Source organism: Rhodobacter capsulatus (assembly GCF_052363175.1).
GTDB classification, from domain to species: Bacteria; Pseudomonadota; Alphaproteobacteria; order Rhodobacterales; family Rhodobacteraceae; genus Rhodobacter; species Rhodobacter capsulatus_D.
In genome coordinates this window covers 2,322,388-2,344,862 of record NZ_CP198946.1, presented here as the reverse complement: position 1 = coordinate 2,344,862, position 22,475 = coordinate 2,322,388, and the positions used below count along the sequence as shown (strand labels likewise).

Sequence of the window (22,475 nt, the reverse complement as noted above, 5' to 3'; positions counted from 1 at the left end):
CCCATGCTTCTGTGCATCGACTGCGGCAACACCAACACCGTGTTTTCGGTCTGGGACGGGGCGGATTTCGCCGCCACCTGGCGCATCGCCACCGACCATCGCCGCACCGCCGACGAATATTTCGTCTGGCTGAACACGCTGATGCAACTGAAGGGCCTGCAGGGCCGGATTTCCGAGGCGATCATCTCCTCGACAGCGCCGCGCGTGGTGTTCAACCTGCGGGTGCTCTGCAACCGCTATTTCGACTGCCGCCCCTATGTCGTCGGCAAGCCGGGCTGCGAGCTTCCGGTCGCGCCGCGGGTCGATGTCGGCACCACCGTCGGGCCGGACCGTCTGGTGAACACCGTGGCCGGGTTTGACCGCCACGGCGGCGATCTGATCGTCGTCGATTTCGGCACCGCCACCACCTTCGACGTGGTCGCCCCCGATGGCGCCTATATCGGCGGCGTGATCGCGCCGGGGGTCAACCTCAGTCTTGAAGCGCTGCATATGGCGGCAGCGGCCCTGCCGCATGTCGATGTCACGAAACCGCAAGGGGTGATCGGCACGAATACGGTGGCCTGTATCCAATCCGGGGTGTATTGGGGCTATATCGGCCTTGTCGAAGGCATCGTGCGGCAGATCCGGATGGAACGGGACCGCCCGATGAAGGTGATTGCCACCGGGGGTCTTGCCTCGCTCTTCGATCTGGGGTTCGATCTGTTCGATAAGGTCGAGGACGACCTGACCATGCATGGTCTGCGTCTGATCTTCGATTACAACAAGGGACTTGGGGCGTGAGCGAGCGACTGATCTACCTTCCTCTGGGCGGTGCCGGCGAAGTCGGCATGAATGCCTATGTCTATGGCTATGGGCCCGAGGGGAAGGAACGGCTGATCGTCGTCGATCTGGGTGTCACCTTCCCGGATATGGACGGCTCGCCCGGGGTCGATCTGATCATGGCCGATACCGCCTGGCTTGAAGCCAACGTCAACCGCATCGATGCGATCTTCCTGACCCACGGCCACGAGGACCACATCGGCGCGATGCCGCATCTGTGGCCGAAGCTGCGCGCGCCGGTCTTCACCCGTCGCTTCACCGCCGCGCTTGTCGCGATGAAGATGGAAGAGGCCGGGATGGCCTCGGACATGATCCGCGTCGTCGAGCCGCGCCCGAAGGCGGTCGATGTCGGCCCGTTCCGGGTGCAGTTCGTCCCCGTCAGCCACTCGATCCCGGAAAGCTCGGCGCTGATCATCGACACGCCCGCGGGGCGCATCGTGCATACGGGCGACTTCAAGCTGGATGGCAATCCGGTGGTCGGCGAGCCCTTCGACCCCTTGGAATGGCACGAGATCGCGAACGAGGGCGCGGGCATCAAGGTGCTGTGCTGCGACTCGACGAACGTCTTCACCCACAACCCGGGCCGGTCTGAATCGACGCTGGTGGCGCCGCTGCGCGATTTCATCGCCTCGCAAAAGGGGATGGTGGTGGCGACCACCTTCGCCTCGAACGTCGCGCGTCTGAAGACGCTGGCCGAAGCGGGCCGCGCTGCCGGGCGCTCGGTCTGTCTTCTGGGCCGGGCCATGCGCAAGATGGTGCAGGTCGCGGAAGAGGCAAATGTTCTCAAGGGCTTTCCGGGCACAATTCAGCCCGAGGATGCGGTCGATGTGCCGCGCGAAAACCTGATGCTGATCGTCACCGGCTCGCAGGGCGAACGCCGCGCGGCGACGGCGCAACTGAGCCGCGGCAAATATCTGGGCCTCTCGATGAAGGAAGGGGACACGTTCCTGTTCTCGTCGAAGGTCATTCCGGGCAACGAGCGCGGCGTGATCCGGATCATGAACGCGTTTTCTGAAATGGGCGTCGATGTGGTCGATGACCGGGGCGGGCTTTACCACGTCTCGGGCCACGCCAACCGCCCCGATCTGGATGCGGTGCATGACCTGCTGCGGCCGCAGATCCTCATTCCGATGCACGGCGAGCACCGCCACCTGCGCGAGCACGCGAAGATCGCCATGTCGAAGGGCATCGCGACCGAGGTGGCGACGAACGGCACGATGGTCGACCTGACCGGCGCCGCGCCGAAGGTGGTCGAATATATCGAGACCGGGCGGCTTTATCTGGATGGCACGGTGCTGATCGGCGCGCTCGACGGGGTCGTGCGCGAACGGATCCGCATGGCGCTGAACGGCCATGTGCTGATCACCGTGATCATCGACGAGGACGACGTGCCCCTGGGCGATGCCTGGGTCGAGCTGATGGGCCTGCCCGAGCGCGGCAAGTCGGGCGGCGACATGATGAAGATCATCGAGGACGAGCTCTCGGCCTTCCTTGAAACCGCGCCCGAAAAGATCGTGCGCGATGACGACAAGCTGGACGAAGCGCTGCGTCGCATCGCCCGGCAGGTCGCGATGGAAGAGATCGGCAAGAAACCCGAGGTGACGGTCGTCGTCTCGCGGCTGATGGCCGACTGAGCCGTTCGCGGTTCCAAATGACGCGGGCCTCGGCATAGCCGGGGCCTTTGCTTTCAGAGCTTCGCTGTTGCAGCAATGCCCGTATGCGCCGGTATGCCGCAAAGCTGCGTGAATTCCGCCTCTTCCGTTCTTGTGCCGTCACCGTGCAGGATTATCTGGACGAAAGAGCACAACAAGACCTCAGCCAAAGGCTTTGACATGACGCCCATCGACGACCATCCGCTGCGCTATGCGTTGGTGAACGAGCTTCACGCCCGTCCCTTTCCCTCGGTCGGCGCGCCAGCCCATGTCGTCTATCTTGCGATCAAGGAGCCCTTCGACGCCGCCAACCGCGATCGCGCCAAGGATCACACGCATCTGTGCGATCTGCTGACCCGCTACGGCGCCGCGATCCCGCCCGCCGATGTCACGCATTACTCGGGCGAGATCGGCAGGCACACGCTGAAATGGGACAGCCATACCGAATTCACCACCTTCCTTGCCTATGCGCCGGGGGTCTCGGCCCGGCCCTTCGATCCGGCCGAGGCGGAAGTCTTTCCGTCCGACTGGATTCAGAATGCGCCGGGGCGGCGGCTGGCGGCGGTCTCGATCCGGATCGAGGACCTGCCCGAGGATACCGAGGCGATCCTGCCGCTGATCGACAGCTGGTTCGTGCCCGAAAGCCTTGTCTGCACCTGGGTGCTCGAGGAAACCGCGGTGATCGCCACCGATTTCCGCATCGACCCGGCCGGGCAGATGCGTTTTGCGGTCTTTGCCAAACCCGGCACGGGGCAGGGGCGGATTGGCCGGATCGTGCAGCGGATTTGCGAACTCGAGACCTATCGCGCGATGTCGATGCTGGGCCTTGGCCGGGCGCGGGCGCTGACGCAGACGCTCAATGCGCTCGACCCCGAGCTGACCAATATCGTCGCGCTGATGAACGACGACGCCCATCCGGCCGAGGATACGCTGCACCGGCTGCTCGAGGTCTCGACCGAGCTTGAAAGCCTTGCGGTGACGAACACGTTCCGGTTCTCCGCCACTGCGGCCTATGAGGCGATCGTGAACGAGCGGGTCGAGGTGCTGCGCGAAAGCCGCTTCCACGGGCGGCAGAAGTTTTCCGAATTCATGAACCGCCGCTATGATCCGGCGATGCGGACGGTGAAATCGGCCGAAGTGCGGCTCAATGCGATGGTCGAACGCGCGGCGCGGGCGGGCGAATTGCTGCGCACCCGGGTCGATGTGGCGCGGCAGGCGCAAAACCAGAAACTGCTGGAAAGCATGGACCGGCGCTCGGATCTGCAGCTGCGGCTGCAACGCACGGTCGAGGGGCTGTCGGTGGTGGCGATCAGCTATTACGCGGTCAGTCTGGCGGCCTATGCGGTTTATCCGATCGCCAAGGAAATCGGCATCAGCAAGGAAATGGCGGTGGCCGGGCTGACGCCCTTCGTCGTCGCGGTGGTCTGGCTGGCGCTGCGCCGGATCCGGAACGGCGTCGGGCACTGACTCCTTCTCGGGCCGCAACAGATTGAATGGCAGAAGAAAAGGGGGCCGAAAGGCCCCCTGATGCTGTTCCGGATCGGCTGTTCAGACGCCGCGCGCCAGCGCCGCGACGCCCGTGCGGGCGACATCGACCAGACCCAAGGGCCGCATCAGCTCGGCAAAGGCGTCGATCTTTTCCGAGGTGCCGGTGATCTCGAAGATGAAGCTTTCAAGCGTGCTGTCCACCACCGAAGCGCGGAAGATATCGGCCAGACGCAGCGATTCCACCCGCTTTTCGCCGGTCGCCGTGACCTTGAACAGCGCCAGTTCCCGCTCGACCGCGCGGGCCTCGGTCGTCAGGTCGTGGACCTCATGCACCGGCACGATGCGGCCAAGCTGGGCGCGGATCTGCTCGATCACCGCTTCCGTGCCGCGCGTCACGATGGTGATGCGGCTCCGGTGCCCCTTGTGGTCGATTTCCGCCACGGTGAGGCTGTCGATGTTGTAGCCGCGCCCGGAAAATAGCCCGATTACGCGGGCTAGAACCCCGGGTTCGTTCTCGACGATGACGGCGAGCGTGTGGCTGCGTTCGACATCCGAATGGAAGTCGCGCAGGTCATAGGCGGAGTGGCTCGACGAGCCTTTCTTGATGTTCAGAGCGGCCATGGGCTCTCTCCTCTCAACGTATCTCTTTTTCTTGGCGCAAATACGCCGGGGGTCCGGGGGCAGCGCCCCCGGCGCTCTCACACCAGCGCGGCGCCGCCGCGGAAGGCCTCGGCATCGGCCGACAACAGCATGTCGTTATGCGGCTTGCCCGAGGGGATCATCGGGAAGCAGTTCTCGTGCTTCTCGACGAGGCAATCGAACAGCACCGGACCGTCGTAATTGATCATTTCCATGATCGCGTCGTCCAGTTCCTTCGGATCGCGGCAGAGGATGCCCTTCCAGCCGAAGCTCTCGGCCAGTTTCACGAAATCGGGCAGGCTTTCCGACCAGCTTTGCGAATAGCGCCCGCCATGCAGCAGGTCCTGCCATTGCCGCACCATGCCCAGACGCTCGTTGTTCAGGATGAACTGCTTGACCGGGGTGCGGAACTGCGTCGCCGTGCCCATTTCCTGCATGTTCATCAGCCACGAGGCCTCGCCTGCGATGTTGATCACAAGCGCGTCCGGATGCGCGATCTGCACCCCGATCGAGGCCGGGAAGCCATAGCCCATCGTGCCAAGCCCGCCCGAGGTCATCCAGCGGTTCGGCGCCTCGAAGCCCAGATATTGCGCCGCCCACATCTGATGCTGACCCACTTCCGTGGTGATGTAGCGGTTGCGACCCTTGGTCAGGGCCTCCAGCCGCTCCAGCGCATATTGCGGTTTGATGATGCTGTCCGAGTTCGTGTAGGCGAGGCAGCGGATCTTCTTCCACTCCTCGATCTTGTGCCACCACTTGGCCAGACCGTCCTTGTTCACCTTGCGCCCGCGCGCCTTCCAGACCTTCAGCAGGTCTTCCAGCACATGGCCGATATCGCCCACGATCGGCAGATCGACGGTGATGATCTTGTTGATCGAGGAGGCGTCGATATCGACATGCGCCTTGGTCGAATGGGGGCTGAAATCGGCGACGCGCCCGGTGATGCGGTCGTCAAACCGCGCGCCGAGGTTGATCATCAGATCGCAGCCGTGCATCGCGAGGTTGGCCTCGTAAAGCCCATGCATGCCGAGCATGCCCAGCCACGACTTGCCAGAGGCCGGATAGGCGCCGAGCCCCATCAGCGTCGAGGTGATCGGGAAGCCGGTCGCATCGACCAGTTCGCGCAAGAGCTGCGACGCCCCGGCGCCCGAGTTGATCACGCCGCCACCGGTGTAGAAGATCGGCCGCTCGGCCTTTTCGATCAGCTCGACCAGCTTGGTGATCGCCTCCAGATCGCCCTTGACCTTCGGCTGATAGTGATCGACGCGCGCCAGTTTCGGCCCGGTATATTGGCCGGTGGCGAATTGCACGTCCTTCGGCAGGTCGATCAGCACCGGGCCCGGACGACCCGAGGTGGCGACATGGAAGGCCTGATGGATGGTTTCGCTCAGCTTCGCCGGGTCCTTCACCAGCCAGTTGTGCTTGGTGCAGGGACGGGTGATGCCGATCGTGTCGGCCTCTTGAAAGCCGTCGGTGCCGATCATGAAGGTCGGCACCTGACCCGAGAAGACGACGAGCGGAATGCTGTCCATCAACGCGTCGGTGAGGCCCGTCACGGCGTTCGTCGCGCCAGGGCCCGAGGTCACCAGCACCACGCCCGGCTTGCCGGTCGAGCGGGCATAGCCCTCGGCCATGTGCACCGCCGCCTGTTCATGCCGCACAAGAATGTGGCGGATGTCGTTTTGCTGGAAGATCGCGTCATAGATCGGAAGGACGGCACCGCCCGGATATCCGAAGATCGTATCGACCCCCTGATCCTTCAGGGCCTGCACCACCATTTCCGCGCCGGTCATCTGCCGCGACATCTTCTCCGTCCTTTCCGGGGGTCTCGAACCCCGCCCGTTCGTCAACAAAAAGCCCCCGCTGGGTTGGCGAGGGCGCATGGGAACCATCATGGTCGACCGTCACCGGCCCATGCGCCATTCCTTCCCTACGACAAGAAGCGAGAGCATCGCTGATCCTTTCCCACTATCGCGGCGGACATTAGGGGGGGATCGGAACAGCGTCAACGGCAAATCCGTGAATATAATGTCGCGCTTTGGGCAAATCGCATTGCGAAAATTGCGCAAAACGGCAAGTCGCGCGACATTTCCGGAAAAAACACCTTGGGTGACGTTGGGGAAGGGCGATTTGGACCCCGGAAAAAACAGGACCGAGTCGGCCCGATCGCCCGCTTCGCGTATCGGTTGCAAAGGCCGATTGCGACGCGTTTTCGCTTTTCTTCTTTGATCAAATCTTTACTCTAAGGGCAGTTCGGACCGTCTCTTCGTCGAATTTTCGCGGGATTGGTAAGAAAAGAGGACCGGACAGGCCCGAGTTTCTTGATTTCCGCAGCACAACCCGGCAAGGAAGTCCGCAGCCCCCGCAGCGGGGTCAAGGGAAATAAGGGAAGGGGAGGAGACGATGGGCGCTTTGCTTGCCCTCGCACGGGGCATCGACCGTATCAACGAATTCATCGGCAAATCGGTGTCGTGGCTCATTCTGGTGGCGGTGCTGGTCTCTGCCATCAACGCGGCCATCCGCAAGATCTTCGACGTCTCGTCGAACGCCTGGCTGGAAGCGCAGTGGTATCTGTTCGGCGCGGCCTTCCTGCTCGCCGCCGCCTATACGCTGAAGCAGAACGAGCATATCCGCATCGACATCGTTTACGGCGCCTTCTCGCGCCGCATCCAGCACTGGATCGACCTCTTTGGCCATGTCTTCTTCCTGATGCCCTTCCTTGTGCTGATGCTGTGGCTGATGTTCCCCTGGCTGATGATGTCGGTGCGCTCGGGCGAGGTCTCGACCAACTCCGGCGGTCTGATCATCTGGCCGGCGAAATCGCTGCTGCTGATCGGCTTCGGGCTGCTCTTCCTGCAGGGCATTTCTGAAATCATCAAGAAGGTCGGCGTGATGATGGGGCTGATCCCCGATCCGCATACCTTCGCGGGCCATCATGGCGCTGCCGAGGCCTTCGTCGAAGAGGAAGGCATCTGATGCTGATGGAACTCATCGCGCAGAACATGGCGCCGATCATGTTCGTCTCGCTGATCATCTTCCTGCTGCTCGGCTATCCGGTCGCCTTTTCGCTCGCCGCGAACGGTCTGGTGTTCTTCATCGTCGGTGTCGAACTGGCGCCGCTGTCGGGCGGCTCGATCAACCTTGACTGGCCGCTTCTGCTGGCGATGCCGGAACGGTTCTGGGGGGTCTTGTCGAACGAGACATTGCTCGCCATTCCCTTCTTCACCTTCATGGGGATCGTGCTGGAGAAATCCGGCATGGCCGAGGATCTGCTCGACACCATCGGGCAGCTTTTCGGGCCGATCCGCGGCGGTCTGGCCTATGCGGTGATCATCGTCGGCGCGCTTCTGGCCGCCACGACGGGCGTCGTCGCCGCGTCTGTGATCGCGATGGGGCTGATCTCGCTGCCGATCATGCTGCGCTACGGCTATGACCGGCGGATTGCCTCGGGCGTGATTGCCGCCTCGGGGACGCTCGCACAGATCATCCCGCCCTCGCTCGTTCTCATCGTTCTGGCCGACCAGCTCGGCAAATCGGTGGGCGACATGTACAAGGGCGCGATGATCCCCGGCCTCGTGCTGACCGGGCTCTACATGACCTATGTGCTCGTCATGTCGATCGTGAAACCCGCTTCGATGCCCGCGCTGCCGAAAGAGGCGCGCACGCTGGGCTCGGGGGTGATGTCCTTCTTCGTCGCCATGGCGATCGCGGTCGCGGTCTATGTCCTTGCCGCGCAGTGGCTGGCGACGACGGCGGCGACGAAGAACACGCCGATCCTGGCCTCGTCGATCGCGGTGCTCTTCGTCTATCTGATGGCGTTGATTGACAAGGCGAGCGGGCTCGACCGGATGAGCCACCTGGCGCAGCAGGTGATCATCGTGCTGATCCCGCCGCTGGCGCTGATCTTCCTCGTGCTGGGCACCATCTTCCTTGGCGTTGCGACGCCGACCGAAGGCGGCGCGATGGGCGCGGTGGGGGCGCTGATCCTGTCGGGCGTGAAGAAGCGCCTGTCGATGGAGGTGGTGCGCGAGGCGCTGGCCGCCACCACCCGGCTCTCGGCCTTCGTGATGTTCATCCTGCTCGGCGCGCGGGTGTTCTCGCTCACCTTCTATGGCGTGAACGGGCATATCTGGGTCGAGCATCTGCTGGTGTCGCTGCCGGGCGGCGAGATGGGCTTCCTGATCTTCGTCTCGATGCTGGTGTTCTTCCTGGCCTTCTTCCTCGACTTCTTCGAGCTGGCCTTCATCATCGTGCCGCTTCTGGTCGCACCGGCCGAGAAGCTCGGCATCGACCTGATCTGGTTCGGGGTGATCCTGGGCGTGAACATGCAGACCTCGTTCATGCACCCGCCGTTCGGCTTTGCGCTGTTCTTCCTGCGCTCGGTCGCGCCGAAGGTGCCGTTCCTCGACAAGGTGACGGGCAAGCTGACCGATCCGGTGAAAACCTCCGAGATCTATTGGGGCGCGGTGCCCTTCGTCTTCATCCAGATCGTGATGATCGGCGTGGTGATCGCCTTCCCGAGCCTGGTGATGCATTACAAGGGCAAGCCGGTGGACGTGTCGCATGTCAAGGTCGTGGTGCCGGGCGGTGGCGTCGGTGGCGGTCTTGGCGGCGGGCTGAGCCTGCCGGGCGGCATGGGCCTGCCGCCGATCGGAGGCAAGCCCGCGGCCGGTGGCGCGATCCCCGCGCCGGGGGGCCTTGGTGGTCTGCCGCCGGGTCTGGGTGCGCCCGCGGGCAAGCCGGTGACCCCGCCTGCAGGCGGTGCGAGCCTCGGCATCCCGGCGCCCCTGGGGCTGGGCGGCGCGCCGATCTCGGGCAACTGAGACCAGTGACAGAAAAGACGGCGGTCCTTCGGGGCCGCCGTTTTCGTTTTGCCGAGGCCATCGCCGAGGCACAGCGTGACATCGGCCCCGTGACCGCCGAGGGCCCAAAGGCACTCGGCCTGCGCCCGCCCCGCCCATGGCGGGCGCATTCGCGCCGCCGGGGCGGAGCGCAGGCCTCTGGTGTGCTTGCGGAAACGGTCGTGCTGCACCCGTGGCGCCTGCGGGCGGGGAAACGCGATGCGTTTCCTTTTCCGCCCGTTCAACCTTTGCGCGATTTCCGCCGCATTGCGGCAAATGCCGTAACGTCAATTCTGCGCTGCGGCCTTTCGCCCGTGCGACCGCTTGACACGATAGCCCCGAGCCGTCGGAATACGCGCGAGGAGTGAGGACCCCCGCGCGCAGCCCCGAGGACGGCCGCCGCGCGAGGTCGTATCGAGGGAGGGACCCATGCAGAATTCGATGATGCACATGCCGCTGGTGATCGGTTCGCTGGCCGATCATGCCGAGCGCTTTCACACCGCGACCGAGGTGGTCTCGGTCGAAACCACGGGCGAGGTGACCCATACCAGCTGGGGCGAGGTGATCGGCAACGCCCGCCGTCTGGCCTCGGCGCTGGAGATGCACGGGGTGATGCAGGGCGACCGCTGCGGCACCATCGCCTGGAACACGCGGCGCCACCTTGAAATCTACTTCGGCGTTTCGGGCGGCGGCATGGTCTGCCACACGCTGAACCCGCGGCTCTCGGCCGAGCAGCTCGTCTATATCGTCAATGACGCCCGCGACCGGGTGCTGTTCATCGACCGCGGCTTCGTCGCCACCATTGCCGGGCTGATCGACCAGATGCCGACGGTGAAGATGGTGGTGATGATGGGCGCGCGCGACGAGGCGCTGGCGGCCCAACTTGACGGTCTGGTCTTTTACGACGAGCTGATCGCGCAGGGCGATGCCGCGTTCAAATGGCCGAAGTTCGCCGAAACCGAACCTTCGTCGCTGTGCTACACCTCGGGCACGACGGGGCACCCGAAGGGCGTGCTTTACACCCACCGCTCGACGCTGCTGCACACGCTGGCGGGCAATTCGCCCGACGGGCTGGCGCTGTCGGCGCGTGACACGGTGATGCCCGCGGTGCCGATGTTCCACGTCAATGCCTGGGGCATTCCCTATATCGCCGCTGCGGTGGGGGCGAAGCTGGTGCTGCCCGGCCCGAAGCTGGATGGTGAAAGTCTGGCGCGGCTGATCTCCTCGGAAAAGGTGACGCTGGCGCTTGGCGTGCCGACGGTCTGGCTCGGTCTGTTGCAAGGGCTCGAAGCGACCGGGGCGGATGTGTCCTGCCTGCGCCGCGCGATGGTTGGCGGCACGGCGCTGCCGCCCTCAATGATCGCCGAATTCCGCGACAAGCATGGCGTCGATCTCGTGCATCTTTGGGGGATGACGGAAACGAGCCCGGTGGGCACGGTGAACCAGCTCTTGCAAAAGCACCTCGATCTGCCGCCCGAGGAGCAGGCCGAACGCCGTCTGGCGCAGGGGCGTCCGCCCTTTGGCGTGCAGCTGCGTCTGGTGGACAGCGCCGGGCATGTGCTGCCGCATGATGGCGTCACCCAAGGCGAGTTGCAGATTCGCGGCCATTGGGTCGTCGATACCTATTACAACAAGGACCGCTCGGCCCTGACCTTCGACGGCTGGTTCGACACCGGCGACATCGCGACGATCGACCCGGATGGCTATATGGTGATCCGCGACCGCTCGAAGGACATCATCAAGTCGGGCGGCGAGTGGATTTCCACGGTGGAACTCGAAAACATCGCCATCGCGCATCCCGCCGTGGTCAATGCCGCCGCCATCGCCGCGCGGCACCCGAAATGGGACGAACGCCCGGTGGTGATCGTGCAGCGCCATCTGCGCATGGAAGTGACCGAGGAAGAAATCCTCGCCTGCTACAAGGGCAAGGTGCCGAGCTGGCAGATCCCCGACCGGGTTCTGTTCATCGACAACCTGCCGTTGGGGGCCACGGGCAAGGTGGTCAAGGCGCGTCTGCGCGAGCTTTACGGCGATGTGCTGATGCCGGAAGAAGAGGCCGTCTGAGGTCTAAGGCGGGCGGGAAGGACATGGCCTTTCCCGCCCCCCTTGCCCGAGACGCGCGGGGATTGTATGACCCGGCCAACCCCGCGAAAGGACAGTGCCATGCGCGCCGAAATGCTCAATATCGTGGAAGCCGTCCGCAAGACGCTCAAGCTGCTTGCGCAGCGCATGGATCTCGAGACGGCGCCGCACCGGCTCGAGGAATTCAACGCCATGATCGAACATGGCGATCTGTGGTCCGATCCGGCCCGCGCGCAAAAACTGATGCGCGAGCGCCAGACCCTGATGGACAAGCTCGAAACCTATCGCCGGATCGACCGCGATCTGACCGACAACATCGAGCTGATCGAACTGGGCGAGATGGAGGACGATCCCGAAATCGTGTCCGAGGCCGAGAAATCCCTGCGCGCGCTGAAGGAACTCGCCGCGGCGAAGGAACTCGAAGCCCTGCTCGATGGCGAGGCCGACGGCAACGACACCTTCCTTGAAATCAACGCCGGCGCGGGTGGCACGGAAAGCTGCGACTGGGCCTCGATGCTGGCGCGGATGTACACCCGCTGGGCCGAGAAAAAGGGCTACACGGTCGAGCTGCAATCGGAAACCGCGGGCGACGAGGCGGGCATCCGCTCGGTCGCTTACAAGATTTCCGGGCAGAACGCCTATGGCTGGCTGAAGTCGGAATCGGGCGTGCATCGGCTGGTGCGGATCTCGCCCTACGACAGCGCCGCGCGGCGGCATACCTCGTTCAGCTCGGTCTGGGTCTATCCGGTCGTTGACGACAATATCGAGATCGAGATCCCGGCCAGCGATATCCGCATCGACACCTATCGCTCGTCGGGCGCCGGTGGGCAGCACGTCAACACCACCGACTCGGCGGTGCGGATCACCCACTTGCCGACCAATATCGTCGTGACCTCGTCGATGAAATCGCAGCACCAGAACCGCGAAGCCGCGATGATCGCGCTGCGCGCGCGGCTCTATCAGCTCGAACTCGACAAGCGCAATGCGGCGATCAACGCGCAGCACGAAGCCAAGGGCGATGCGGGCTGGGGCAACCAGATCCGCTCTTACGTCCTGCAGCCCTATCAGATGGTGAAAGACCTGCGCACCGGCCACGAGACCTCGGACACGCAGGGGGTTCTTGATGGCGACATCGACGCCTTCATGGCGGCGACCTTGGCGATGGATGTGGCGGGCAAATCGCGCGCCGACGCGAATTCGGACGATTGAGCCGGTGGCGGCACGGATCTACATCACCGGCGCCGCCGGGTCAGGAACCTCGACGCTGGGCCGCGCGCTTGCTGCCGACCTTGATCTGCCCTTTCTCGATACCGACGATTTCTACTGGGCGCCGACCGCGCAGCCCTTCACGCAAAAGCGCGCGGTGGCTGAGCGGCTGGCGCTGATCTCGGCGGCGCAGCTGGGGCAGGGGCTCGATGGTGGCTGGGTGCTGGCGGGCTCTTGCGATGGCTGGGGCGACACGGCGATTGCCGGGGCCGAGCTGATCGTCTTCCTGACCGCGCCAACCCCGGTGCGTCTGGCCCGGATCCGCCGCCGCGAGGGCGAAAAATTCGGCGCCCGCATCAAGCCCGGCGGCGACATGGAACATGCCCATGCGCAATTCCTGAAATGGGCGGCGAGCTATGACGAGCCCTATTTCTCGGGCCGGTCGCTGACACGCCATCGCAACTGGCTCTCGGGCCGTCCCGAGCCGGTGCTGGAACTGTCGGGCTCGATGCCGCTTGAGGACCTTCTGGCAAAGGTGCTGGCGCGGCTCGCGGCGCTCTGAGCCGCATCCTCTTTATCTTGCCTCAAATATCCCCGGATGAGACGGGATCGAAAAGCCTTCCGGGCGGAAGGCTTTTCCGTCGAACGGGCTGCCCGTGGAAGCCCTGCGGGGCAGAGCCCCGGCCTTGGCCTCAAGACACCCGCCCAAGCAAAAGGGCGGCATGAGCCGCCCTTTTGTCCCGTTCCCGGGGAAGACTTATTTGCCCGTATAAGGCGCGTCCGCCGCCGGCGGCATCAGCTTGGGGGCATTCGCGCCTTGCAGCGGGTCATCCTGACGCTGCACCGAGCCTTCGAAATGCGCGCCGCTTTCGATCGCGATGGTCTTGTGGATGATGTCGCCTTCGACCCGCGCGGTCGAGGTCAGACGCACCTTGAGGCCGCGCACGCGACCGACGACGCGGCCATGCACGACGACGTCATCGGCGACGATCTCGCCCTTGATCGTGGCGCTTTCGCCAACGGTCAGCAGATGCGCGCGGATATCGCCCTCGACGATCCCTTCCACCTGAACGTCGCCGGTGGTCTTGATGTTGCCGGTCACCGTCAGGTCCGCCGACAGCACTGAAGCGGCTGCCTTCGGCCGCGGCGCGGCGGGAACGAAATCGCCCAGAGGCCGCTGCGGCGAGCTCATCGCCTCGGACTTCTTCTCGGGTTCAGAGGCCGCTTTCGGGCCGGGTTCGTGGATTTTGCTTTTAGAAAACATCCTGAGCCGCCTTGATGAAGGTCATCGGGTTGATGGGGGCGCCACCGACCCGGATTTCATAGTGCAGATGCGGTCCCGTGGACCGTCCGGTATTCCCACTATCACCAATTACATCCCCGCGCGACACCTTTTGCCCGACCTTCACGCGGATTTTGGACAGATGGCCATAGACCGTCGAGACGCCGAACTTGTGGCGCAGCTTGATCACCTGGCCATAGCCATTCTCCCATCCCGCATCGGTCACGACGCCATCGGCGGGCGCATGCACATCCATCCCCACCGGCCCGGCCAGATCGATGCCCGCATGCAGCCGCCCCCAGCGATAGCCAAAGGGCGAGGTGAAACGGAACCCGCCCTTGATCGGAATGGCAAAGGGCAGCTGGTCGACGGCGATGCGATACATGTTCATCTCGTCGAGCTGCTTCAAGATGCCCTTGGCGCGGGCCAGATCCTCGCTGTTGTCGACGAAGCCCTTGGTCGAGATCGCGGCCGAGAGCAGCGGCCCGCCCGAGCCCGAATAGCCGCGGCGGATCTCGCGCAGGATCGAGTCGGGGTCCATCCCCGATTTGCGGAACATCCGGTCGAGCGGCTCCATCGAGACCGTCACCGCGCCTTCGAGCGTGTCGAAGATCTCGGCATTGCGTTCTTCGATCATCCGGCGTTCCTGCAGCGCCTGATCGGCTTCGGCGCGCGCGCTTTGGGCCGAACGGGTGGCGCGGTCGCGCTCCTGCGCGGTCTGATCAAGCGCAGAGGCCAGCAGATCGACCGTTCCGTCCATTTCGCCGACGCGCTGGCGCAGCGCCGCGGCGCTGCCAGAGCCAGTGCCGCGGCTCTTGTCCAGTTCCGCCCGCGCCGTGTCGCGCTCGGTCATCGTGCGCTTCAGCGTCGTCTGAATCACGTTGATCCCGGTTTCCAGTTCGCGGCGGCGCTCTTCGGATAAAAGCAGTTGCGACTGCATCCGTGACACCTGATCCAGCGCCAGCTGAAAGCGTTTTTTGCGCCGCCAGCGCCTCGGCCGCGCGGGCATCACGCTCGCGCGAGAGGCTGTCGAGACGAGCCTCGAACTGCGCCCGCGCAATCGCCGACTGCTCGCGCGCGCCGCCCGAGGAAATCCCCGTCGATGAACAGAAGCGAGGTGGCGATCACCGACCACAGGAACAGCACCAGCCCCGCCACAAGCGTCATCGCCTGAGTCAGCGGGCGCATCCGCACGAAGCGTGTGGCATCCTCCGATTTCAGGAACAGACGTTGTTCGGGAAGCCACCGGTCGAGCACCGCATTGACGCGGTCGAGTATCCGTCTGGGCAAAGCGGTTTTCCTGTCTTGCGGGCAGGGCCCGGTCTTACCACGCGGGCAGGGCCCGGTCCTCGTCGGACTTACCAACTGCCGTACCCGCGGCGCAACCGCTTTCACCCCCGCATGCAGGACGCCCCGCGTCGGCGGGGCGGTTTGGGCGAAAACCTGCCGAAAACCGCCCCTTTGACCTGAGGCGGATCAGGCCAGCGCCTGCACCGCCGCCAGAACCGCTTCGGCATGGCCTTTGACCGAAACCTTGGGCCAGACCTGCACCACCGTGCCGGTGGCGTCGATCAGGAAGGTGGCGCGCTGGATCCCCATCGAGGTGCGGCCATACATGCTTTTCTCGACCCAGGTGCCGTAAGCGTCGCAGACCGCGCCGCTTTCATCCGAGACGAGCGCCACACCCAGCGCGTGCTTGGCGCAGAATTTCGCATGCGATTTCGTGCTGTCCTTGGAAATCCCCACCACGATCGCGCCCGCGGCGTCGAAATCGGGGCCGAGACGGGTGAAATCCAGCGCCTCGGTGGTGCAGCCGGGGGTATCGTCCTTGGGGTAGAAATAGAGCACCACCTTGCGCGGTGCGAGGCTGGAGAGCGTCAGTTCCCCCGTCTCTTCGCCCTGACGGGTGACGGGAAGGGTGAAATCTGGCGCCTTTTCGCCGATAGCGATCATTTGCGTTCCTCCTTGTCGGATGCGTAAATTAGAGTAGGGCAGAAGAACGCGCGGTCAAAGGGGCGCGACGTCAAGGGCAGGATGAACGAAACGGACGATATTTCGGATCTCGGGGGGCATCCTCGCGGGCGGCCGACGGCACAGCCGTCTGGCTTTGCGCGGCCGCGCCGTCGGCTGGGGATCTGGCTTGTGCTGGGGCTGACGCTTTTTGCGCTGACGCTGGCCGGGGCCGGGGTGGCGCTGACGCATCTGCCGGTGCCGGTGCCACATGCCTTGCTCAGCCGGATCGAGGCGCGCGCCAATGCGGCGCTGGCCGGGCGGATGGTGCTGCATGTCGGCTCTGCCGCGTTGGTGATCGAAGAAGGCTTCGCCCCCGAGGTGCGGCTGAACATGGTGCAGATTGCCCAGCCCTCCGGCCTGCCGCTGGCGGCCCTGCCCGAATTGCGCACGCGACTGCGCCCCGAGGAACTGCTGCAGGGCCGGCTGCGGCCGCAGCGGCTGCAGATCGCCGGGGCTTCGGTCGCGCTTTACCGCGGCGCGGATGGCCGGATCGATCTCAATCTCGACGATGCCGGGGCCGGGGCGATCAAGCTTGACCTGACCGATCCGGTGAAGGTCACCGACAGCATCGAGGCGCTCTTTGCCACCCCGGCGCTTCAGGGCGTGACCGAGGTCTCGGCCGAGGATCTGCATATCCGCATGGTCGACGAGCGGCTGGATCGGGTCTGGGAAGTGTCGCAGGGGCGGTTCCGCCTGACCCAGACGGCGGAGGCGATCGCGCTGACGCTGGCCTTCGATGTGGGCGCCAGGGGGACGCTGCCCGCACAGGTGGCGCTGACCGCCTCGACGCAGAAAAACAGCCCCGCCGCCGAATTCGGCGCCGCCGTGACCGGGATGCCCGCCGCCGATCTGGCGGTGCAATCGCCCGCGCTGGCGGTGCTGCGCACATTGGATGCGCCGATCTCGGGCACGCTGCGCTCGGGCATCACCGCAGAGGGGACGCTGCGCCGCCTTGATGCGAGCCTGCATATCGGGCAGGGCGCGCTGCAGCCTTCGGAGGGGGTGAAGCCCGTGCCCTTCGATGCCGCCGATCTGAAGCTGACCTACAAGCCGCGCAGCAGCATCGTCGAGATCAGCCGTCTTGATCTGCAAGGTCAGACGCTGCGGCTTTCGGCGACCGGCAAGGTGCGGCTGCGCGATTTCGAAAAGGGCTTGCCGCGCGAGGCGCTGGCACAGGTGCAGCTGTCCGACATCGACGCCGATCCCGAGGGACTTTTGGAAAAACCCGCCCGCATCTCGCAAGGCGCGATTGATCTGCGCCTGCGGCTCGATCCGTTCCGCGTCGATCTGGGACAGGTGCAGCTGGTCGAGGGGGACCGCCGGATTTCCGCGAAGGGGCAGGTCACGGCCGGTCCTGCGGGCTGGCGGGTGGCCTTTGACGCGGGGGTGGGCGCGATCAGCAGCGCCGATCTGCTGGCACTTTGGCCGAAATCGATGGTGCCGCCGACCCGAGAATGGCTGGCCGAGAATGTGGCCACTGGCGAATTGCGCAATGTTCACGCGGCCTTGCGGCTCGTTCCAAAGGCGCCGCCGCGGTTCGAGCTTGGCTATGAGTTCCGCGGCGCCGAGGTGAAGGTGCTGCGCACGCTGCCCCCCGTGCGGGAGGGGCGCGGTTTCGCCGGGATCACCGAGAACAAGCACACGCTGATGGTCGAGGAGGGCACGTTGCAGGCGCCCTCGGGTGGGCAGATCGAGGTGGCGGATTCGGTGATGACCGTGCCCGACATCCGCGAAAAACCCGCCCGCGCCGAGGTGAAGCTGGTCACCCGCGCGCCGATTCCCGCGGCGCTGTCGTTGCTCGATCAGGAGCCCTTCCATTTCATGTCGAAGGCCGGGCGCGGCACCGACATTGCCACCGGCTGGGCCGAGGCGCGCACGCAGCTGCGCTTTCAGATGAAGAAGCGCATCCTGACCGAAGACGTCGATTTTCAGGTCGCGGCACGGCTGACCGATGTCGTCTCCGACAAGATCGTGCCGGGCCACACCCTGACGGCGCCGCGGCTGACGCTGACCGCCGATCGCGCCGGGATGGTGATTTCGGGCGCCGGGACGTTTGACATCGTGCCTTTCCAGGGCCGCTGGGCGCAGCGCTTCGGCCCGGAATTCCGCGGCATTTCGCGTGTCGACGGCTTTGTCGAGGTGACACCCGAAGGGCTCGATCACTTCAAGATCGCGCTGCCCAAGGGCTCGGTTCAGGGCGAGGGCTGGGGCTCTCTAGTGATCGATCTGCACAAGGATCAGCTGCCGCTTTATCGCTTTGCCTCCGACCTGAAGGGGCTGAAGCTCGCGATCCCCGAAGTGGGTTGGTCGAAAGGTGCTGCGGCGACCGGGCGGATCGAGGTGGCGGGGCATTTGGGCCCGGTGGCCTCTGTCGACAGCCTGAAGGCCACGGCCCCCGGTCTGGCGGCCGAGGGGCGGCTGCAGATCTCGGACAAGGGCTTCGAGAAGGCGATTTTCAGCAAGCTTGCCGTCGGCAAATGGTTCGATGGCGCGGTCGATCTGATCGGCCGCGGCAAGGGACGGGTGCCCGATGTGACGGTGCATTCCGGCTGGCTCGATCTGCGCACGGCAAGTTTTGGCGGCGCTTCAGGGGGCGGAGGCTCGCGCGGCGGCGCCGGAGCGGCGGCGGGCGGTGGTGGGGCCGGGTCAGGCAGCCGGATTGATGCGCATCTGGACCGGCTGACGATCTCAAACGGCATCGCGCTGACGCCGCTTGCCGGGCAGTTCGTGGTGAAGGGCGGTGTCTCGGGCGATTTCCGCGGCAAGGTGAATGGCGGCCCGGAGGTGACGGGGGCGATGCTGCCTGCGGGCAACGGACGGTCGGCGGTGCGGATCACCGGGCCGGATGCCGGGGCGGCGCTGGCGGCGGCGGGGGTGTTCACGAAGGCCCGCGGCGGCACGCTCGATCTGACGCTGATGCCGGTCGAGTCAAAAAGCTTCGACGGGCGGCTTGCGGTGTCGAACCTGCGGGTGAAGGATGCGCCGGTTCTGGCCTCGATGCTGTCGGCGGCCTCGGTGATCGGGCTGCTGGAACAGCTGAACGGCGAAGGCATTCAGTTCTCGAGTGTTTCGGGCCAGTTCCATTTGTCGCCGCAGGGCGTTTCCGTCACCGCGGGGCAGGCGATCGGCGCCTCGATGGGAGTGACGATGACCGGCAATTACTACCCCGACACCAAGGCCATCGACATGCAGGGCGTGGTGACGCCCTTCTATCTGGTCAATTCCATCGGCCAGATCTTTGCGCGCAAGGGCGAGGGGCTTTTTGGCTTCAACTACCGCATGCGCGGCACGTCTGAGGCACCGCGCATCACCATCAACCCGCTGTCGATCTTCACCCCCGGCATGTTCCGCGAGATCTTCCGCCGCGCTCCGCCGAAACTGGTAACCGAATGAACCTGTCCGACTTCGACTTCGACCTGCCCGAGGGGCTGATCGCCACCCGGCCCGCCCGCCCGCGCACGGCGGCGAAACTGCTGGTGGCGACGCCCGAGGCGATCCGCGATCTGACCGTGGCGGATCTGCCCGATCTTCTGAGGCCGGGCGATCGGCTGGTGCTGAACACGACGAAGGTCATTCCGGCGCGGCTCTCGGGCAGGCGCACGCGCCAGAGCGTGCAAGGCGAGGTGGTGGCCCGGGTCGAGGTGACGCTTCTGGAACCCGCCCCGGGAGGCGACTGGATGGCCTTGGCGAAGCCCTTGCGCAAGCTGAAGGAGGGCGAGGAGATCGTCTTTTCCGACGCCCTCTCGGCCCGCATCGAGGCGATTGCCGAGGGCCAGATGCGTATCCGCTTCAACCTGACGGGACCGGATTTCGACGCGGCGCTGGCGGAAGCCGGGGCGATGCCGCTGCCACCCTATATCGCGGCGCTGCGCGCGCCCGACGAGCAGGACAAGACCGATTACCAGACCGTCTTCGCGCAAAAGCCGGGCGCTGTCGCCGCGCCCACGGCCAGCCTGCATTTCACCCCGGAGCTGCTTGAAGCGCTGCGCGAAAAAGGCGTTCAGTTCACCGAGGTGACGCTGCATGTCGGCGCCGGAACCTTCCTGCCTGTCAAGGTCGAGGATGTGACGACGCACAAGATGCATGCGGAATGGGGCGAGGTTTCCGCCCAAGCCGCGGCCGAGATCAATGCGACGAAAGCCGCAGGCGGGCGGGTCATTCCGGTGGGCACGACGGCGCTGCGGCTGATCGAGAGCGCCGCGACAGGGCCGGGCGTGATCGCGCCCTTTGCCGCCACGACCGACATCTTCATCTACCCGGGCTATCGCTTCCGCATCGCCGATGCGCTGATGACGAATTTCCATCTGCCGAAATCGACGCTGCTGATGCTGGTGTCCGCCCTGATGGGGCAAGACCGCATTCGCGAAATCTATGCCCATGCGCTCACGAAGAATTATCGCTTCTTCTCTTATGGTGATGCCTCGCTTCTGCTACCCGGGTGACGTCCCCCAACTGCGAGTATTCCGATGCTGTCCGTTCTGCGTTCCACCTGGCCTTTGCTTCTGGGCGTGATGCTGCTGATGGTCGGCAACGGCATGCAGGGCACGTTGCTCGGCATCCGCGGCGCGCTCGAAGGCATCGGCACCTACAAGATGTCGATGGTGATGTCGGCCTATTTCGCGGGCTTCCTTCTGGGCTCGCATTTCACCCCGCAGATGATCGCGCGCGTGGGCCATGTGCGGGTCTTCGCGGCCCTTGGCTCGATGATTTCCGCGGTGCTGATCCTCTATCCGGCCTGGCCGAACTGGATCGGCTGGGCGGCGATGCGGGTGGTGATCGGGTTTTCCTTCTCGGGCGTCTACATCACCGCGGAAAGCTGGTTGAACGCCTCGGTCAGTAACCGGATGCGTGGGCAGGCGCTCTCGGCCTATATGATCGTGCAGATGATCGGCATCATCTCGGGGCAGGCGCTGATGAACGTCGGCGATCCGGGTGGGTATCTTCTCTTCGTCATCCCCTCGGTGCTGGTGTCGGTCGCTTTCACGCCGATCCTGCTCTCGGTCGCGCCCGCCCCCGAATTTTCCGAGGTGCGGCGGCTGAATTTCCGCAAGCTCTTTGCCGTCTCGCCCTTGGGCGTCGTGGCGATGTTCCTGATGGGGGGCGTCTTCTCGGCGCTTTTCGGGATGGTCTCGGTCTGGGGCACCTCGGCCGGGCTGTCGGTGCGCGAGATCTCGATCTTCGTCGGCGCGATCTATCTGGGTGGGCTTGTCGCGCAATATCCGATCGGCTGGATGTCGGATCGGATGGACCGGCGCAAGCTGATCCTGCAGGTGGCGATCGTCGGCGCGGCGGCGATGCTCGCGGCGGGGCTGCTCAATCCGGGCTTCTGGGCGCTGGTCGGCCTTGGCGCCGTGATCGGCGGCGTGGCGAACCCGCTTTATGGCCTGCTCATCGCCTATACGAACGACTACCTCGACAATACCGACATGGCCGCGGCCTCAGGCGGGCTTCTCTTCGTCAACGGCGTCGGCGCCATCACCGGCCCGCCCGTCACCGGCTGGCTGATGGAGCGCACGGGCTCGGGCGGCTTCTTCCTGTACGTCGCGATCCTGATGGCGGGCATCGCGCTTTACGCGGGCTGGCGCATCCTGCGCGCGCCCGGACGGGCCGGGGCCTATCCGGCCTCCTTCGCGGTGGTGTCCCCCGCCGCAACCGCTTTGGCGGTCGAGGCGGTGCTCGACTCGGGGGCCGAAGGGCCCAAGCCACGGCCTTCTCACTCTGCCTGAGCCTTGGGCAAGCTGCTGAACATTTGGGCAAGATGGGGCAGATCTGCAGACCAATTCTCCGCGGAAGCGGAGCAGACTTGCAATTCGCGGGCCAGTTGGCACGCTAACAGGGCTGCTCCTAACCCAAGGGGGGACACAATGGATGAGATCACCCAAGTGATCGCGTACTGGCACGACGATGTCGGGCCGGACCGCTGGTACAACGCAACACCCGAACTCGATGCCGAGATCCGCACCCGCTATCAGGGGCTGTGGGAACGGGCACGAACGGGCGCCTGTGATGATTGGGCGCAATCGGCCGTGGGCGCGCTCGCGCTCTGCATCCTCTTCGATCAGATGCCGCGCAACATGTTCCGCGGCGAGAAACTGGCCTTCGCGACCGATGCGCAGGCCCGCAAGGTGGCCGATGCCGCGATCGAGCGCGGCTTCGACATGGAAATCGTCGACCCGCTGCGGCAGTTCTTCTATGTGCCGTTCATGCATTCCGAAAGCCTTGCCGATCAGGAACGCGGTGTGCGTCTGGCGGCGGAACGGATGCCGGACGAGCATCTGCTGCACGCCAAAGCCCATCGCGCGGTGATCGCGCGGTTCGGCCGCTTCCCGTGGCGCAACGAGCTCGTTGGCCGCTATTCCTCGGACGAGGAAGCCGTCTTCCTGTGGCAGGGCGGCTACGAGCGGATGCTGGCCCACGTCGCCCGCTGATCGCGCAGGCAAAGATCCTGAAACG

16 protein-coding genes and 1 pseudogene are annotated in these 22,475 nt (G+C 65.0%); 12 read left to right on the top strand and 5 right to left on the bottom strand.

Annotated elements, in window-relative coordinates:
• Nucleotides 1–3 precede the first annotated feature (3 nt).
• The 3 genes from ACTTAI_RS12375 (at nucleotide 4) to ACTTAI_RS12365 (ending at nucleotide 3,938) form a co-directional block, all read left to right on the top strand.
• Nucleotides 4–780, top strand: a complete 777-nt coding sequence (locus ACTTAI_RS12375; RefSeq protein ID WP_444451856.1) for a type III pantothenate kinase — start codon at nucleotides 4–6, stop codon at nucleotides 778–780.
• A 47-nt stretch (nucleotides 781–827) separates the two neighbouring features.
• Nucleotides 828–2,453, top strand: coding sequence for a ribonuclease J (locus ACTTAI_RS12370; RefSeq protein ID WP_444455756.1), 1,626 nt, complete (start codon nucleotides 828–830; stop codon nucleotides 2,451–2,453).
• A gap of 198 nt (nucleotides 2,454–2,651) precedes the next feature.
• On the top strand, nucleotides 2,652–3,938 hold the full coding sequence (locus ACTTAI_RS12365; RefSeq protein WP_444451855.1) for a DUF3422 family protein: 1,287 nt from the start codon (nucleotides 2,652–2,654) through the stop codon (nucleotides 3,936–3,938).
• Between the two features lie 81 nt (nucleotides 3,939–4,019).
• On the opposite strand, the gene ilvN is transcribed toward ACTTAI_RS12365, so the two are convergent.
• On the bottom strand, nucleotides 4,020–4,580 hold the full coding sequence (gene ilvN / locus ACTTAI_RS12360) for an acetolactate synthase small subunit (RefSeq protein ID WP_444451854.1): 561 nt from the start codon (nucleotides 4,578–4,580) through the stop codon (nucleotides 4,020–4,022).
• A 77-nt stretch (nucleotides 4,581–4,657) separates the two neighbouring features.
• Complete coding sequence (locus tag ACTTAI_RS12355) at nucleotides 4,658–6,403, bottom strand: acetolactate synthase 3 large subunit (RefSeq protein WP_444451853.1); 1,746 nt, start codon at nucleotides 6,401–6,403, stop codon at nucleotides 4,658–4,660.
• Nucleotides 6,404–7,001: 598 nt separating this feature from the next.
• Here ACTTAI_RS12355 and ACTTAI_RS12350 point away from each other — a divergent pair.
• The 5 genes from ACTTAI_RS12350 (at nucleotide 7,002) to ACTTAI_RS12330 (ending at nucleotide 13,289) form a co-directional block, all read left to right on the top strand.
• A complete protein-coding gene (locus ACTTAI_RS12350; protein ID WP_444451852.1) occupies nucleotides 7,002–7,574 on the top strand; it encodes a TRAP transporter small permease subunit in 573 nt (190 codons plus the stop codon).
• Nucleotides 7,574–9,421, top strand: a complete 1,848-nt coding sequence (locus tag ACTTAI_RS12345) for a TRAP transporter large permease (protein WP_444451851.1) — start codon at nucleotides 7,574–7,576, stop codon at nucleotides 9,419–9,421. The genes ACTTAI_RS12350 and ACTTAI_RS12345 overlap by 1 nt, the downstream gene beginning before the upstream one ends.
• 447 nt (nucleotides 9,422–9,868) lie before the next feature.
• On the top strand, nucleotides 9,869–11,503 hold the full coding sequence (locus tag ACTTAI_RS12340; protein ID WP_444451850.1) for a long-chain fatty acid--CoA ligase: 1,635 nt from the start codon (nucleotides 9,869–9,871) through the stop codon (nucleotides 11,501–11,503).
• Nucleotides 11,504–11,602: 99 nt separating this feature from the next.
• On the top strand, nucleotides 11,603–12,730 hold the full coding sequence (gene prfB, locus ACTTAI_RS12335; protein ID WP_444451849.1) for a peptide chain release factor 2: 1,128 nt from the start codon (nucleotides 11,603–11,605) through the stop codon (nucleotides 12,728–12,730).
• Nucleotides 12,731–12,734: 4 nt separating this feature from the next.
• Nucleotides 12,735–13,289 carry an AAA family ATPase gene (locus ACTTAI_RS12330; protein ID WP_444451848.1) on the top strand — a complete coding sequence of 185 codons (555 nt, stop codon included), beginning with the start codon at nucleotides 12,735–12,737 and terminating at the stop codon, nucleotides 13,287–13,289.
• A gap of 195 nt (nucleotides 13,290–13,484) precedes the next feature.
• Here ACTTAI_RS12330 and ACTTAI_RS12325 read toward each other — a convergent pair whose 3' ends face one another.
• The 3 genes and pseudogenes from ACTTAI_RS12325 to ACTTAI_RS12315 all read right to left on the bottom strand — a co-directional run bounded on the left by ACTTAI_RS12325 (nucleotide 13,485) and on the right by ACTTAI_RS12315 (nucleotide 15,962).
• Complete coding sequence (locus ACTTAI_RS12325) at nucleotides 13,485–13,991, bottom strand: bactofilin family protein (protein ID WP_444451847.1); 507 nt, start codon at nucleotides 13,989–13,991, stop codon at nucleotides 13,485–13,487.
• Nucleotides 13,981–15,299: pseudogene (locus ACTTAI_RS12320) on the bottom strand (DUF5930 domain-containing protein). Before ACTTAI_RS12320 ends, ACTTAI_RS12325 begins: the two are co-directional and overlap by 11 nt.
• Nucleotides 15,300–15,485: 186 nt before the next feature.
• Nucleotides 15,486–15,962, bottom strand: coding sequence for a peroxiredoxin (locus tag ACTTAI_RS12315; protein ID WP_444451846.1), 477 nt, complete (start codon nucleotides 15,960–15,962; stop codon nucleotides 15,486–15,488).
• An 81-nt stretch (nucleotides 15,963–16,043) separates the two neighbouring features.
• On the opposite strand from ACTTAI_RS12315, the gene ACTTAI_RS12310 reads away from it, so the two are divergent.
• The 4 genes from ACTTAI_RS12310 (at nucleotide 16,044) to ACTTAI_RS12295 (ending at nucleotide 22,450) form a co-directional block, all read left to right on the top strand.
• Nucleotides 16,044–19,415 (top strand): AsmA-like C-terminal region-containing protein, encoded by a 3,372-nt coding sequence (locus tag ACTTAI_RS12310; protein WP_444451845.1) that lies wholly within the window; start codon nucleotides 16,044–16,046, stop codon nucleotides 19,413–19,415.
• Complete coding sequence (gene queA, locus ACTTAI_RS12305; RefSeq protein ID WP_444451844.1) at nucleotides 19,412–20,464, top strand: tRNA preQ1(34) S-adenosylmethionine ribosyltransferase-isomerase QueA; 1,053 nt, start codon at nucleotides 19,412–19,414, stop codon at nucleotides 20,462–20,464. The genes ACTTAI_RS12310 and queA overlap by 4 nt, the downstream gene beginning before the upstream one ends.
• 24 nt (nucleotides 20,465–20,488) lie before the next feature.
• Nucleotides 20,489–21,748: an MFS transporter gene (locus ACTTAI_RS12300; RefSeq protein ID WP_444451843.1), complete on the top strand. Its 1,260-nt coding sequence runs from the start codon at nucleotides 20,489–20,491 to the stop codon at nucleotides 21,746–21,748.
• A gap of 138 nt (nucleotides 21,749–21,886) precedes the next feature.
• On the top strand, nucleotides 21,887–22,450 hold the full coding sequence (locus tag ACTTAI_RS12295) for a DUF924 family protein (protein ID WP_444451842.1): 564 nt from the start codon (nucleotides 21,887–21,889) through the stop codon (nucleotides 22,448–22,450).
• Nucleotides 22,451–22,475 lie beyond the last annotated feature (25 nt).